This window comes from Rhizobium sp. EC-SD404 (assembly GCF_902498825.1).
GTDB lineage: Bacteria > Pseudomonadota > Alphaproteobacteria > Rhizobiales > Rhizobiaceae > Georhizobium.
The window spans coordinates 1,218,754-1,235,612 of record NZ_LR701459.1; the positions used below are offsets into that span (position 1 = coordinate 1,218,754).

At 61.1% G+C, this 16,859-nt stretch carries 5 protein-coding genes and 2 pseudogenes; 6 read left to right on the plus strand and 1 reads right to left on the minus strand.

Translation table 11 applies throughout. The features are described 5' to 3' along the window. Window positions 1-22: 22 nt before the first annotated feature. The gene (locus tag GC125_RS06830) at window positions 23-463 is read left to right on the plus strand and encodes a c-type cytochrome (RefSeq protein ID WP_151984856.1); all 441 of its coding nucleotides are present in this window, start codon (window positions 23-25) and stop codon (window positions 461-463) included. A gap of 399 nt (window positions 464-862) precedes the next feature. Further along, a complete protein-coding gene (locus GC125_RS06835; protein WP_151984858.1) occupies window positions 863-1,552 on the plus strand; it encodes a response regulator in 690 nt (229 codons plus the stop codon). A gap of 240 nt (window positions 1,553-1,792) precedes the next feature. On the opposite strand, the gene GC125_RS06840 is transcribed toward GC125_RS06835, so the two are convergent. Then, on the minus strand, window positions 1,793-3,280 hold the full coding sequence (locus GC125_RS06840; protein WP_151984860.1) for a sensor histidine kinase: 1,488 nt from the start codon (window positions 3,278-3,280) through the stop codon (window positions 1,793-1,795). Window positions 3,281-3,698: 418 nt separating this feature from the next. Here GC125_RS06840 and GC125_RS06845 point away from each other — a divergent pair. The 4 genes and pseudogenes from GC125_RS06845 to GC125_RS06855 form a co-directional block, all read left to right on the plus strand. Continuing rightward, window positions 3,699-9,485, plus strand: a pseudogene (locus tag GC125_RS06845) (peroxidase family protein); the annotation flags it as partial. Between the two features lie 348 nt (window positions 9,486-9,833). Beyond that, window positions 9,834-10,631 (plus strand): annotated as a pseudogene (locus tag GC125_RS20410) (M10 family metallopeptidase C-terminal domain-containing protein); the annotation flags it as partial. Between the two features lie 103 nt (window positions 10,632-10,734). Next, window positions 10,735-12,501: a type I secretion system permease/ATPase gene (locus GC125_RS06850; protein WP_151984864.1), complete on the plus strand. Its 1,767-nt coding sequence runs from the start codon at window positions 10,735-10,737 to the stop codon at window positions 12,499-12,501. 21 nt (window positions 12,502-12,522) lie between these two features. Beyond that, a complete protein-coding gene (locus GC125_RS06855) occupies window positions 12,523-16,845 on the plus strand; it encodes a cadherin-like domain-containing protein (RefSeq protein ID WP_151984866.1) in 4,323 nt (1,440 codons plus the stop codon). Window positions 16,846-16,859 lie beyond the last annotated feature (14 nt).

Sequence of the window (16,859 nt, forward strand, 5' to 3'; positions counted from 1 at the left end):
CAATTCAATGGGAGGACAATCGATGAACAAGCATTTTAGTCTGGCAGTGGCATGCGTTCTTGTTTTTGCAGGAGCGGCTGCCGCCGATGAAATCGAGGATCGACAGGCGCTGATGAAGCGCAATGGCGACACCATGAAGATCCTTGCGCCAATGGCCAAAGGGGAGGCGCCGTACGATCAGGCAGCGGCGATGGAGGGCTTTCAGCAATTTGTCGACACAGCTGATCGGCTGCCTGATCTATTCCCGGAAAGCTCGCAGACCGGCGGGGACACGGAAGCAAGTCCAAAGATTTGGGAAGACCAGGCTGGCTTTGAGACACAGATAGATGCGTTCCGCGAGGACTCGGAAGCGGCTCTCGCTGCTGCGCCGGCCGATCTTGCGAGCTTCCAGGCGGCGTTCGGTGCCGTGGCTGAGAATTGCGGTGACTGTCACGAGACTTACCGCGTCGAGAAGGAAAATTGACATTTCTCTACCAGGTCCAGCTCGAATGTAACAATTGCCGAGCGCAATCCTGAGTGGAGGCCCGTTGATGGGCAGGTGATGCCGACCCGACCCGGCTGGTGTTCCAAGCTGGGTCGAACGAGGGGTCTTCGCCCGCTCCGCGAAGGCCGGTCGCGCGAAGTTAAGCTTGCCCATCAACGGGTTGTTGTTCGTCTCGAAATAGGAAACTTCCGTTCGGAAATGTCAATTATGCTGACTTACTTGGAGCCTATACACCCACCACCGGTGGCAGGGGGATGTGTACAACACCCAAACTGTTGAATTCCAGAATAGGCCAGTTAATCACAAATTAACAAACCCGTTTACAGCAAATCCCTGCGCGCGTATTATGCTGAATAGTTGAGACAGCGGGGGTTCAACATGTCGGCGATTTCTATCGCGTTCGTCGACGATCATCCTATCCTGTTAGAGGGGATCGTCAGCGTCTTTTCACGCAGCAGTGAACTGAATATCGTTGCGAAGGGCTATACCACCGAAGACGCCTTGAAGATTGCAGAGACCCATTCTCCGGATATTCTCGTCGTTGATCTGAGTATGCCCGGTGATATTTTCGATGCGATTTCCAAGATATCAGGGCGGCAGACTAACACCAAGGTCATCGCTTTCACCGCGGCGACAGGGATCGATCAAGCGGTTAGGGCGCTCGATTCCGGAGCAAGCGGCTACGTGCTCAAGGGCAGCACCGCAGACGATCTCCTTAATGCCGTCCATGCAGTCCGCTCAGGCGAGACCTTCATCACCCAGGGTTTTGCCGGCAAGGTGATTGCTGCTCTACGCAATGCGTCGCTCCGTAAGGCTGCGGTTCAAGCCATAAAGCTCAGCATCCGCGAAGAACAGATCGTACGGCTTCTCATGCGTGGCCGGACCAATCGCGAGATCGCCGAGCAACTTCACATCAGTGAGAAAACGGTCAAGCACTACATGACCGTGCTGATGCAGAAGCTGAACGTGCGCAATCGTCTTGAAGTCGTCATCGCAGCACAAAAACTGGGCGATGTAGTCGACCCGGGAGCTGCCGCGGCTTCCGCCCATCAGAGCTACTTGAACTGACCTCAGTTTAAGCATTCTCGAGACATTTGGGGATGTCTTTCAGCGCCATGCGTAGCCTGATCCCTTAACGCGACAGGCGTTCTGGGCGGACAGGAACAATCGACTGGTTGGGGCACTGGCGTCAGAACGCGGCGCCTCTTCCAGCGTAGACCAAGCCTCATGGCGCCGTCGCTTCGATTCATATGGCAAAGAAATATCGTAAGACAGGGACGGGTCCGGCTTTGATCGCGCAGCAGCCATTCAAAGTTGCGGGATATGCGCGGTGATGCGGGTGCCGCCCTCCCGCGAGCTCTGAACATCGAGGCGACCGGCGAAGGCGCGAATGCGGTTGCGCATTCCCTTCAGGCCAAGACCCTGTGATGCGGCGGTGCCTTTGAAGGCATCAGATGCCTGAGCATTCATGCCTGGTCCTTGATCGGACACCACAAGCTCAATCTCCTCGGCGTTCGAGTGTGCCGCGACATGCTGGCCAACGCCGCCAGCATGTTTCACAGCGTTCGACAGGCCTTCCTGCACGATGCGATAGGCGCATATCTTTACTGGATGCGATACCGAAGAGGGGAGCGGTCCGATGTCGGTGATAACGCTTGTGCCAGTGAGATTTTCGTGGCGATTGACAGCAAGGCTCACCACTTCTGCCAGCGACAAATGTTCAAGCTCGGGCAGCGAGAGGCCGGCTGAGACAGTGCGGATCTCGTTCATGATCTCTTCGGCCAGTGCGATGATCTCGCGGTCACTGTCGGCCCGCTCCTCAGAGGTCATGTGCCTGTCGGCGAATGCGCCCGATCGCGCACCGAGCTTGAGGATGAGCAAACTCAGCAGTTGTACGGGCCCGTCGTGGAGGTCCGAGCCGATACGTCCAAGCAAGGTTTCGTTTGTGCGGGTCGAGTCCACGCGCGCCTTGTCCGCACACCGGCGCAGGCGGGCGTTCTGAGCGGCCAGTTCGTTGGCCTCCTGAAGCTGTATGCGCAGTTGCAAATCCTGTACTTCGATCCGTTTGCTGCCGCGCCGGACAAGTAGATGCAGCAGGCCGAGCATAGGAATGGCGGTTACCCCGACCAGCAACCAGGTCCATGTCTCCAGACGGCGTATCTCTGCCTTCAGAGATTCTGCCTGCTGATAGAATTCGCCGACGGCAACGATTTCGCCGGTCTCGCGATCGCGCAAGGGGGTGTAGATTTCGACGAGTGGAACGCCGACCTTGACGGGTTCGGCGGAGTCGTCGTTTTCGCTTTCTTCGTAGTTGGTCACGACATGGCCAGCGAAAGCGTTGGCGAGGTCGTCGCTGCCGGAATGCAGGCCGATATTATTTTTGTCATCGCTGTAAATGACAATGCCGTCACCGTTCCAGATCTTCACTTCGACGATCTGCTGTTGGTCGACATTGGCATGCATTCGACTGTCGATCTGATGATGGACGTAAAGCGGCAACGTGCCTTGGGGCGTCATCTGCTGAACGTAGCGTTCCAGAAAGCTCTCAATATAGACCGCGCCGAATTCGCCGGCGGATCTCAAAATGGCTCTTTCCAGCCTGCTGTTCGCCCAGTAGCCCAAAACGATCATGAGCGTCAAAACCACGGCTGTGGCGCCGAGCATGAACTGGCTGGCCAGGCTCCCGGGAAAAAGCCTTCTCCAACCGGCGCGCCACAAGGATGCGACAGAGCGCGTGTTCGCGCCTTCCAAACCGAAGCGGCCCGTCTCGATATCGGTTCTGATGCGCTCAGACATCCGATGCTATCCGAGGCGAGACAGTCATACCGAAATTCCCCAAGTGAAGTCGGCGGCAATTTCCGTAGTTTATAACACAAAGCTTAGCGAACGATGGAACCAAACTGCCAAACCTTGGCCGTCAGCGTTGCCAAGCAGCAAAAGCTGGGGATGTCATCAGACCAAAGTCCGTGATCGTCTCTCCTCCAAGGTCGATATTCGTCCTCTCTGAAGTCCTCCAACACCGTTCGACCTTGTGTGCTCGCAAAGAAGCTCGCGTCACGGGATTATCCTTTCAAGCTCAAGCCAGTCCCGGTCCGGGGAAAGATCGGGGGTGGTGGGGGGCTTCAAGGTTCAAACCAAGGGCGTCCGATCGGTTCGGAACCGGTGCGAGAGCACCGGTGGGAGATCGGCCCCATTTCATCCGATGGAGGGCAACATGACCGTCAAGCTCAATCTCGCCGACATGCAATTCATCCTCAAGCAGATCAAGATCGCTGAGGGCAATTCCACCGCGCATTCCGGGAGCAACGCTCTTGAGCTGACGGACATTTATGTCGACGCGCTCGGGAATGTCGTCCCGCAGGGAACGCCCGGCGCGGTGCTCGCCATTCCGGATCCGCATACGCCCTTTGGCCTGAGAACGGTTGACGGCAGCTACAACAATATCCTGCCGGGCCGCGAATTCTGGGGCGCATCGAACCAGCCGATGCCGCGTCTCTTCGAACCGAATTACATCAACGACAGTGACTTGGACAGCATCGACCTCAATGGACCGGCTCCCGGTGGCAATCTGGTACAAGGCAATTATGCGCCCGGCCAGAGCGTCGTCGATGCTGATCCGCGCACGATCTCGAATCTGATCGTCGACATGTCGATCAACAACCCGGCGGCGATCTACGCCGCTCTGGTCTTCGCGGGTTCCGAAGATCCGCAGGCGGATCTTGAGGAAATCCTCGCCCGAAATATTTCAGTAGCCGACGCCGCCGAAAACGTGACGGAAGCGCAGGCTGCAGTCGACGATGCCACTGCAGCCTTGACGGCGGCCGTCGGCGCTTATTCGGCCGCAGTGCCTGCCACGATCGACGCTATCCAGGCGGCGGCGGTCGATCTGGCGGAAGCCGAAGCCACGCTGGCGACGGCGCAGACGGTCGCGGCCAATCCCCAGGCGTCGATGAAGGCGCTCGCCGAAGAAAAGGGCATCACGTTCAACGGCAACACGATCGACATTCCGAACGTCGCGCCGGACGAAGGCCTGTCCGCGCCCTTCAACGCGTGGATGACGTTCTTCGGGCAGTTCTTCGACCACGGCCTCGACTTGATCACCAAAGGCGGCGCCGGCACGGTCTATGTGCCTCTTGCCGCTGACGATCCGCTGGTCACGCACGGGCCCGACGGCATTCTCGGCAATGGCGACGAAGTTCCCGAAAGCTCGCAGTTCATGGTGCTGACGCGGGCGACGACAGTTCCGGGTGCAGGTGGCGTTCCCACACAGGTCAACGTCACGACACCCTTCGTCGACCAGAACCAGACCTATACGTCCAATGCCTCCCACCAGGTGTTCCTGCGCGAATACACCATGGTCGAGGGCGAACCGATGGCGACCGGCAGGTTGCTGACCGGCACCAGTGGCGGCCTCGCAACCTGGGCCGACGTCAAGGAACAGGCCCTGGAGATGCTCGGCATCCAGCTATCCGACATGGACGTGTTCGCCGTGCCTCTCTTAAGAACCGACGCCTATGGCGAGTTCATAAGAGGTGACGATGGCTTCCCGCAGGTCATTCTCTCTCTCGGCGCCGACGGAATTCCAAACACCGCCGATGACGGCGTCGCCAGCGGAACTCCCGATAACCCGGTCGTTCTTCATTTTCCAGTCACCGGCGTACCTGTTCCGCCTGGAGCCGTCGTGCCCATTCGAACAGCCAACGCCTTTCTCGACGACATCGCGCACAATGCTGTGCCGAAGCTCTTGGTCGACCACGACCGTAATCCAGGCACGCCGCCATTGGCCGTCACGCCTGACGAAGACGATGTCCCTGGAAATGTGATTGAACCAAACGAATTCGGCGTCAACCTGACCTATGACGACGAGCTGCTTGATCACCACTTCATCACGGGTGATGGCCGTGGGAACGAGAATATCGGCCTCACAGCTGTCCACCACATCTTCCACTCGGAACACAACCGCCAGATCGACGCTCAGAAACTCACGATCCTACAGAGCGGCGACCTCTCCTTCATAAATGAGTGGCTGAACGACGACCTTCCCGCAGGCACGGTGCTGCCAACCAATCTCGCCGAGGCTCAAACTCTGGCGACGCAGTTGAACACTGCCGCAGCTTGGGATGGCGAACGCCTCTTCCAGGCCGGCCGTTTCGCAACGGAAATGCAGTACCAGCACCTGGTCTTCGAAGAGTTCGGTCGCAAGATCCAGCCGATGATCGACGTCTTCGTCTTCAACAGCATCACCGACGTGGATCCATCGATCTTCGCGGAGTTCGCAAACGTCGTCTATCGCTTCGGCCATTCGATGCTGACGGAAAACATGCCCCGCATCGATGCGGCTGGAAACGTGCTCGAGGATGTCGGGCTTGTCGAAGCGTTCCTCGATCCGATCCTGTTCGACGAAGGCATGTCGTCCCACGACGAAGCTGCGGCCTCCATCATCCGCGGCATGACCACCGAGCGCGGCAATGAAATCGACGAATTCGTCGTCAATGCGCTGCGCAACAACCTGCTCGGCCTGCCCCTCGATCTCGCGGCGATCAACATCGCCCGTGGCCGTGACACCGGCATGCCGACACTGAACGAGGCGCGCGAACAGCTTTACGCAGCCAGCGGGTCTTCGTTCCTGACGCCCTATACCAGCTGGTCGGAGTTTGCCGCCAATCTGAAGAACCCGATCTCGGTCGTGAACTTTATTGCGGCCTACGGCAAGCATCCGGCGATTGCCGGTACATTGGAGCAGAAACGCGCAGCTGCGCTGGAGCTTGTTCTCGGTGTGGACGCCGCAGGCAATCCGACGGCTCTCGCTGGCCGTAGCGACTTCCTGAACAGCACCGGCGCTTGGAACGCTGAACTGAGCGGCCTCAACGACATCGATCTCTGGATCGGCGGCCTTGCCGAAAAGAAGATGCCGTTCGGCGGCATGCTCGGCTCGACCTTCAACGCGGTCTTCGAACTGCAGATGGAAAACCTGCAGGACGGCGATCGCTTCTACTACCTCACCCGCACACAGGGCCAGAACTTCCTCAACGAATTGGAGCAGAACTCCTTCTCCAAGATGATGCTGGCCAATACGGCTCTGGCGCAGGCAGGACCCGACGGCATCCGAGGCACGTCCGACGACATTGTGAACCGTCATATCGGGGTCGATTCCTTCGCCCGCTACGACTACGTGCTGGAAGTCAACGAAGCCAACCAGGCAGATCAGAACGGTGATCTCGCCGGCAAAGACCCGGTTGGTACCGATCCGTTTCTGGAAGCGATGGGTCTTGGCAAGGTCGTCCGTGACGATCCCGGCACGATCGAAGTCGATGAGAACTACCTTCGCTTCTTCGGTGGCGAGCACGTCGTCTTCGGCGGCACGAACGGCAACGACACGATCATCGCCGATTTCGGGGATGACGGCATCTGGGGCGACGCCGGCGACGACCGGATCGAAGCGGGCGCAGGCGTCGATCTCGTCAATGGTGGTGCCGGCAACGACATCATCACCGACTCCGGCGACACGGGCGACTTCCTGAAGGGCGAGGAAGGCGACGACGTCATCGCCAATTCCAACGGCCTCGACATCATCATGGGCGGTTCCGGCAAGGATGCGGTCTTCGTCGGTGTCGATGCGACCGAAGTCTTCGGCGGTGAAGGGGATGACTTCATCCTCGGCGGCGACGACATGGACTTCCTGATGGGCAATGAAGGCAACGACTGGATGGAAGCCGGAGCCGGGTTCGATACCACGGCCGGCGATAACTCGGAGTTGTTCTTCAACTCGGCCATCAAGGGCCACGACGTGATGTTCGCCGGTAGTGACGAGCATGATTTCGACGCCGAATCCGGCGACGATATCATGGTCCAGGGCGAAAGCGTCATGCGCAACGAAGGCATGTTCGGTTTCGACTGGGCAATCTTCAAGGGCATGCAGTTCGACGGCTATGCCGACATGCGCATCCCGATCTTCACGACCGAAGCGGAAGACATCCTGCGAAACCGCTTCGACAAGACAGAAGCGCTGTCCGGTTGGAACAACAACGATACGCTGATCGGCGACGACCGCGTATTCGGCGAACTCGCTCCGGGCGATACGGTGGCCACGACCGAAAACATCTTCTTCAACGATGGGCTCGACGCGGAGGGCCTGGCCCGAATTGAGGGTCTGTCGGAGATCGTTTCCCTAGGGGCAAGCGGCCTCTTCGAGAGCGGCAACGTGCTCCTCGGCGGCGCCGGCAACGATCGGCTTCAAGGCAATGGCGGCGACGACATCATCGATGGCGATCGCTGGCTGAACGTGCAGATTGCCATTACGAGCAGCAGCGGAAACGCCGAGGTTGCCGTCGATACGATGAAGCATGTCTTCACCGCGTCAGAAGTGGCGACTTTAGGCCTGCAGTCTGAATGGGCGAACAAGTCTCTGTTCGAACTGATGGTGGCGCGGCAGATCGAGCCGGCACAGATGCGGATCGTCCGCTCTGTGGTCGACAGTAACGATGCGGCATCGACCGACGTCGCGGTCTTCAACGACGTCATCACGAACTACACGATCACGCACAATGCCAATGGCAGCCTGACTGTTACGCAGAATGCCGTGACCAACGTGGTCGATCCACAAACGGAGCGCAATCTGGTCTCCGACGGGACCGACACGGTCTGGAACGTCGAGGAACTGCACTTTGCCAATGGCGTCGTCTATACGGTCGATCAGCCGGCACAGGGCAATCTGGTACTCAGCACCACCACGCCAACCCAAGGCCAGGCGCTGACGGTCGCCATAGATGGGATCACCGACGCCAACGGCACGACGGGCGCAACGTTCGCTATAAGTTGGCAGAGGCTGGTAGACGGCACCTGGGTCAACCTTCCAGGCGCAACAACGGCAACGTTCACGCCGGGTCTCGGGGATGTCAATTCCTCGATCCGCGCAGTGGTGAGCTTCATTGACGACGCGGGCAACGCCGAGCAGATATTCTCGGAACAGACCGAAGTGGTTGGCATGCTCTATAATGGCAATGGGCAGGCCAACAACGAGCTCGGCACTGCCGGCGCCGACTTCATGAACGGTGCTGGCGGCAACGACATCCTGAACGGTCTCGGCAGCGGCGACACGCTGCTCGGCGGCGGTGGCAGCGACACGCTCGTCGGTGGCGACGGCGACGACACCCTGAACGGCGAAGGTGGTGCCGACACGCTCAGCGGCGATGCCGGAAACGATATCCTGCTCGGTGGCGCAGCCAACGACGTTCTGACTGGCGGCATAGGCGATGATACGCTGAACGGCGAGGCCGGTGCGGATACGCTCAACGGTGACGATGGCGATGATCTACTAGATGGCGGCGCCGGCAATGACACGCTGAACGGCGGCGCCGGCAACGACGCACTGAGTGGTGGTCTTGGCAGGAACACGATCAACGGGGGCGATGGCGACGACACGATCACCTGGAACGTCGGCGACGGACGCGACATTATCGACGGCGGGGTCGGCGGTACGGATACGGTCATCATCAACGGTGATGCGTCGGAAGAAATCTACCGTGTCTGGACGCGACAGACCTGGGACGAGTTCCCTGGCAACAACATCGTCGCGTTGCATGCAGACACCGAGATCGTAATCACGCGCAACGGGGTCAACAATGCCTCGGTCATCGCGGAACTCCGCAATGTCGAAGAGATCGTCATCAACACAGGCGACGGGGCCGACACCATCCTGACCAACGGTGATTTCGAACCGACACAGCTCAGTCAGAACACCATCCGGGTGAACTCGGGCGTCGGCGACAAGACCATCGATATTTCCGGTCTTCTGTCATCGCACCGCCTCCACTTCACTTCGCTCGGCGGCAACGTCACGCTGATCGGCACGCTCCGTCCGCAGGACGTAGTTGTTCTCGCGCCTGGCGACGATCTGTCGACCTATACGCTCGCCACCAACACCGACGGTTCAAAGACGTTCGGCAACGGGACAAACTCGATCACCTTCACGGGCGACGTGCCCCCGCAGTTTCAGCAGGCTCTGCCCCCTGAAGACAATGACGACGAACACGAAGACGACGAAACCGAAAACGAAGACGGAGATGACAACGGCGTCGGCGACGGTGACGAAGAGCATGAGGACGGCGAGGGAGACGACGACGACTCCGATGATGATGGAGACGACGAAGCTGAGGACGAAGACGAAGACGAAGACGAAGACGAAGAATCAGAGTCCGAAGATGATGAGGATAATTCCGAAAACGACGACGATGATGATGACGATGGCGACGCCGACCAAGGCACGGTTACCATCGGGGGCACCAATCCAGGCGAGATCATCGGCGGTCATGGTGCGGACGTCCTGATCGGACGAGCTGTCGCCGATACGATCATCGGTCTTGGCGGCAACGACAAGATCAGTGCCGGCGACGGCGAGGACGCGATCTTCGGTGGCGATGGCGACGACACCATCCATGCCCATGGCAACCAGGACGAAGTCTTCGGCGGGGCCGGAAACGACCAGATCGATGCCGGCTGGGGTCATGATACGGTCTATGGCGAGGATGGCGACGACATCCTCACCGGTGCCGAAGGCAACGACAAGCTCTTCGGCGGGGACGGCGACGACCTCTTCATCGCTTCGGTCAGCGACGAAGCCGACACCTATTGGGGCGGCGAAGGCATCGACACGATCGACTACGCAGCTCTCACCGAGGACCTGACGATCAATCTCGGCAACGGCCTCAACGAGCGGGGCAGCGTGACGACGGCGGCGGGTGTCCGCGACGTCATCTACTCGATCGAGAACGCGATCGGCGGTGGCGGCAACGACACCATCACCGCAAGCGACGCGATCAACGTGCTCGATGGCGGCGAAGGGTCGGATGTCTACCGCTTCCTGTCGACGCTCGCAGCCGATGGCGACACGATCATGAACTTCGAGCCGGGCGACCGGATCGACGTCTCGGCTATCGACGCGAATGTGGGGGTCGGTGGAAATCAGCAATTCCAGCTGGTCTCAGGGGGATCGTTCACGTCGGCAGGCCAGATCAGGCAAAGCCACATCACGACGGCGGACGGCGAGTTCACCATCCTCTCGGGCAATGTCGACGGCAACACGGACGCGGACTTCGAGATCGCGATCAAGGGCCGGCATCACCTGACAGACACCGACATTCTGAGCTGACAGTGCATGAGAAATGCCGATCCGCCGGTCGAGGAACCGGCGGATCGGTCGCAAGAAAAGGCAATGGTTCCAACGCAGTTGCCATTCTCCGGGGGTTCGTTCAATGAACAAGACCAGCAAGAAGACCAATACTGCCGCAAGCGCCAAGGTGCCGAACGTTCTCGGCAAGATGCGCTCTATCGGCATCTACCTTTTCGCCCTCTCGGGCATCATCAACATCCTGGCGCTCACGGGCGCCATGTACATGCTTCAGATCTACGACCGGGCCCTGACGTCCGGTAGCATGCCGACGCTGATCGCGCTCTCCGCGCTTGCGATCGGCCTTTATCTGTTTCAGGGCATCTTCGACATCCTGCGTTCGCAAATCCTGGTGCGCATTGGCGCACGCTACGACAGCGAGCTGGCGCCAATGGCGCACAGCGTTGTGATCGAGATGCCGCGTTTCGGCTATTCCACGTCCGAGGCGATGGAACGCGGCCGTGACGTCGATACGATCCGCGGGTTCCTCGCCAGCCAGGGTCCGGTTGCGTTGTTCGACCTGCCGTGGATGCCGGTCTTCCTGATTTTTATCTATCTGTTGCATCCGATGCTCGGGCTTCTGACGCTTGGCGGCGCGATCGTGCTGGCCTGCCTGACGATCGCGACGGAGATGCTGACGCGCCGCTCGAGCCGCGAGATGAACAAGGCGGCATTGACCCGCAACACGCTTGCCGACGGCCACGCCGCCAACGCCGAAATCCTGAAGGCGATGGGATTCACCGGGCGCGCGGTGGAGCGGTTCGAAGAGGCCAACAAGGCGCATCTCGCATTACAGACGAAGACAAGCGACATCACTGGCACGTTCAGCGGCCTTTCCAAGGTGCTGCGCATGATCCTGCAGTCGGCGGTCCTCGGTATGGGCGCATTTTTGACCATCCAGGGCGAATTGTCCGCAGGCGGCATCATCGCCGCGTCCATCGTGTCTGCCCGTGCTCTGGCTCCGGTCGATCTGGTCATCGGCCAGTGGAAGGGCATGCAGGCGGCCCGGCGCAGCTTCAAGCGGCTGGGCGAAACGCTGGCGGCAATGGAGGACAAGTCGGCTCTTATCGACCTTCCTGCACCGGCACGCAGTCTCAAGGTCGAGAACGTCACGATTGCCGCCCCGGCGTCGGGTGCAGTCCTCCTCGGCGAAGTCAGCTTCGAACTGAAGGGTGGACAGGCGCTTGGTCTGATCGGCCCGAGTGGCGGCGGCAAGACATCGCTGGTTCGGGCCATGGTCGGCATCTGGCCGCTGTTGCGTGGTGCGATCCGTCTCGACGATGCCGATCTCGAACAGTATCGCGAGGACGTGCTGTGCAAGGCGATTGGCTACCTCCCGCAGGACGTGGCGCTGCTGGACGGCACGATCGCCGAGAACATCTCGCGGTTCGACCGCGAGCAGAACGCCCGCAAGATCGTCGTGGCTGCAAAGGCGGCCGGCGTGCACGAGCTGATCGTGAGGCTGCGCGAAGGATACCAGACACAGCTCGGTTCGAACGGCATGGCGCTTTCGGCCGGCCAACGTCAACGCATCGGCCTTGCCCGTGCGCTCTATGACGATCCATTCCTGGTCGTGCTCGACGAGCCGAACTCCAACCTCGACGGGGAAGGCGAAGCCGCGCTCACAGCGGCGATCACCGGCGTGCGCAACCGTGGCGGCATCGTTGTCGTCGTGGCGCATCGGCCGAGTGCGCTTGCTGCGGTCGACATGGTCGGCATGGTTCAGAACGGGCGACTGGTCGCATTCGGGCCGAAGGAGGAAATCCTCCAGGACACGCCACCGCGCCGCAAGCCAGCCTTGGCGGAGCGTGGCGAACTCGCGCGCCGATCTCTTGAACGCACCAACGCCTGAGCAGATTGAGGGACTGAGACAATGGATGAGCGGCTCTTTCTCAATCGGTGGCAGAACACCAACCCGACGGCGGCCAAGAAGCGCTTCGAGGAGACCGAGGGCGGCGGGCGCATGCAGACGATGGCCATGATGCCCTTCATCGCCGTCGGCCTGTTCACGGCGTTAAGGAAGCTCTTCGCCAACGAGGTGGAGCCTTTCTCGTCCGACAAGCCGCTGCGCGACCTGGCACAGGCTACACCGGAGCCGGAAAGTGACCCGCTGTCGTTCGAGGCCGACCTCGATCGCATCGGGCAAATCGCCTCGTCGCTCAACCAGCTCTCGGTCGACATCGCAGCCGGCGTCGGTGCGCGCATCTCATTTCTGGGTCAGACGGGCGACGCCGTTGCTTTCGAGGCTGGCCTGCGCGCGGCCGGAGGCGGCTCCTTGCGTCCTTTAAAGCCGGGGAAAGCTGGGCGGGCGAACGACAACCACGTTGAAGGCACGCCATCTCCTCGCAAGGTGAAGTCGGATGAACGAGCCACCAAGCGGCGCGACGACGATGACGGCAAGGACAAGACGCCGAACCGGGCCCCGACGCTTGCAGGACCCGTGAGCCTGAAGGACAGTCTGGTCAACCAGGCGATCGTCATCGCAGCTGCGGATTTGCTCGTCGGTGCATCGGACGCCGACGGCGATGTCCTGACGGTTCAGGATCTTTTGGCTTCGTCCGGCACGATCACGCAAACGGCGCCGGGCAAGTGGCTCTATACGCCCGCCTACGACTACGTCGGCGAAGTCATCTTCACCTACAAGATCAGTGACGGAAAAACGTCCGTCCAGCAGGTGGCCTACAGCGATCTCGATCACGAAAATCCCGACATCATCGGAACGAGCGGCAACGATATCCTGATCGGCACGCCGGATCCGGACCGTATGTTCGGTCTCGATGGCGACGATCTGATCTACGGCCGGGCCCAGAACGACACGCTGTTCGGCGGCAACGGCAACGACCGGCTCTATGGCGAGGATGGCGACGACACGCTCTTCGGGGGTTTTGGCGACGACATGCTGTTCGGTGGCCGGGGCAACGACCGGCTCTTTGGCGAAGACGGCAATGACAAGCTCTTCGGCGAAGACGGCGATGACACGCTCGTCGGTGATGCGGGCCACGACCATCTTGAAGGCGGCGCGGGCAAGGACAATCTCGACGGCGGGATTGGGGACGACGTTCTCGATGGCGGAACCGAAGACGACATTCTCCTGGCAGGTCTCGGCAACGACCTGGCTCGCGGTGGCGACGGTGCCGACCTCATCCGGGCAGGTGCGGGCGACGACGTGGCTGAAGGCGGAGCGGGCGATGACGTCATCGAGGGCGAGGCGGGCGACGATCACCTTTCGGGCGGCGATGGCGCAGACCAGATCTCCGGTGGCGACGGCGAGGATCAGCTGAGCGGCAACGATGGCGACGATATCCTCGCGGGCGATGCAGGCGACGACGTCATTTCCGGCGGTGATGGCCGCGACGAGCTGTCCGGCGGAAGCGGCGCAGACGAATTGTCCGGTGGAAACGGGAACGACGATCTCAGCGGTGACGCCGGGGACGATGTGCTTTCAGGTGATGCCGGCAATGACGTTCTCGACGGTGGTGAAGGCCGTGACACGCTCGATGGCGGCGAGGGTGCCGACCTGATCCTCGCCGGTGCTGGCGACGACGTTGTCGAAGGCGGGACAGGTGACGATGTCATTCAAGGCCAGGCCGGGGACGATGAGCTTTCGGGGGGCGAGGGCGCCGACCAGATGTCTGGCGGTGAAGGAGCCGATCAGCTGAGCGGGGACGCGGGCAACGACGCGCTCTCGGGTGATGCCGGCGACGACGTTCTCGACGGCGGCTCTGGCAACGACGAGATCGACGGTGGCGATGGTCACGACACGATCGATGGCGGCGAAGGTGCCGACATAATCCTGGCCGGCGCAGGCGACGATGTCGCCGATGGTGGGTCGGGTGACGACGTCATCGAAGGCGAGGCAGGCGACGACGAGCTTTCGGGTGGCGATGGCGCGGATGACATTTCAGGCGGTGACGGCGCGGATCAGCTGAGCGGCGACGCAGGCGACGATGTGCTTTCGGGCGACGCAGGCAACGACTTGCTCGACGGTGGTGATGGCCACGACACGATCGATGGCGGCGAAGGCGCCGACATGATCCTGGCTGGCGCCGGTGACGATGTCGCCGAGGGCGGGGCTGGTGATGATGTCATCGAAGGCGAGGCAGGCGACGACGAGCTTTCGGGTGGCGATGGCGCGGATGACATTTCAGGCGGTGACGGCGCGGATCAGCTGAGCGGCGACGCAGGCGACGATGTGCTTTCGGGCGACGCAGGCAACGACTTGCTCGACGGTGGTGATGGCCACGACACGATCGATGGCGGCGAAGGCGCCGACATGATCCTGGCTGGCGCGGGTGACGATGTCGCCGAGGGCGGGGCTGGTGATGATGTCATCGAAGGCGAGGCCGGCGACGACGAACTTTCGGGCGGCGACGGTGCGGATGACATTTCCGGCGGTGACGGCGCGGATCAGCTGAGCGGCGACGCAGGCGACGATGTGCTTTCGGGCGACGCAGGCGACGATGAGATTGACGGTGGCGATGGTCACGACACGATAGATGGCGGCGAAGGTGCCGACATGATCCTGGCTGGTGCCGGTGACGATGTCGCCGATGGTGGGGCTGGTGATGATGTCATCGAAGGCGAGGCCGGCGACGACGAACTTTCGGGTGGCGATGGCGCGGATGACATTTCAGGCGGTGACGGCGCGGATCAGCTGAGCGGCGACGCAGGCGACGATGTGCTTTCGGGCGACGCAGGCAACGACTTGCTCGACGGTGGTGATGGCCACGACGCGATCGATGGCGGCGAAGGCGCCGACATAATCCTGGCTGGCGCCGGTGACGATGTCGCCGAGGGCGGGGCTGGTGATGATGTCATCGAAGGCGAGGCCGGCGACGACGAACTTTCGGGCGGCGACGGTGCGGATGACATTTCCGGCGGTGACGGCGCGGATCAGCTGAGCGGCGACGCAGGCGACGATGTGCTTTCGGGCGATGCCGGCGATGACGTTCTCGACGGTGGCGACGGCAGTGATGACCTCTCGGGCGGGACCGGCGCTGACGAATTGATCGGCGGCGAAGGCGATGACAGTCTGGATGGCGGCGAGGGAGCCGATGTGATCCTCGCCGGCCTTGGCGATGATGTGGCAGACGGTGGATCCGGCGACGATGTCATCGAGGGGAATGAGGGCGACGATGTCCTGTCCGGCGGCACCGGCAACGATTGTGTGGACGGCGGTGCAGGCGATGACCTGATCCGCGGCGGCGCGGGCGGCGACCTGCTTCTTGGTGCTGAAGGCGACGATGTCGTCGAAGGCGGTGACGGCAACGATACCGTCAACGGTGGCGAAGGCGCCGACACGCTGAGCGGCGAGCAAGGTGACGACGTCATCATCGGCGGCGCCGGTGACGATACGATGGCCGGCGATGAAGGCGACGACGTCCTTCATGCGGGCGTCGGAGAGGACGTCCTCGATGGCGGCGACGGTAGCGATATCCTGCACGGTGACGAAGGCGATGATATCGTCGACGGCGGTGCAGGCGATGATGTCATCGATGGGGGCGAAGGCGACGATGTCCTGGCTGGAAGTGCTGGCGACGACATCGTTTCCGGTGGCGAAGGCCAGGACGTTCTCAGCGGCGGCGAAGGGTCCGACATGCTGTATGGCGACGAAGGGGACGACCTTTTCATCGCGATCTCGGAAGACGGCGATGATCTGATTATCGGCGGCACCGGTACCGACACCTACGACCTTTCCCAGATCGTCGCTGACGTGCTGGTCGATCTGCCGGGCGGCTTCGTGCAGAGCCTCGACACGGGCTATGACGAAGTCTTCGATATCGAGAACGTGCGCGGCGGTCGGGGCAACGATTGGCTTGTTGCCGATGATGAAATCAACGTCTTCACCGGTGGATACGGTAATGACACCTTCGTCTTCCGAAAGATGAGCGATCTGACGAACGAGGGTGGCCCGCGCGACGAGATCACCGACTTTACGGTTGGAGACCGCATCGATTTCTCGCGGATATCCGGCCCGGAAGGCCAGCTCTTCGTCGATATCGCAGGCGCGACATTCACCGAGGCCGGCAGCGTCGGCTTCCGCCATGAGCGGTTCGGCGACAGTGATTACACGATCGTTTCGGGAACGACCGACACCGACCCGGACGCAGAATTCGAACTTGCACTTCTCGGACACCATCAGTTGACGCGTGAAGATTTCATTCTCGCGGCACGAGACGTCGACGCACAGGCCTGACACGCGGCAGCGAA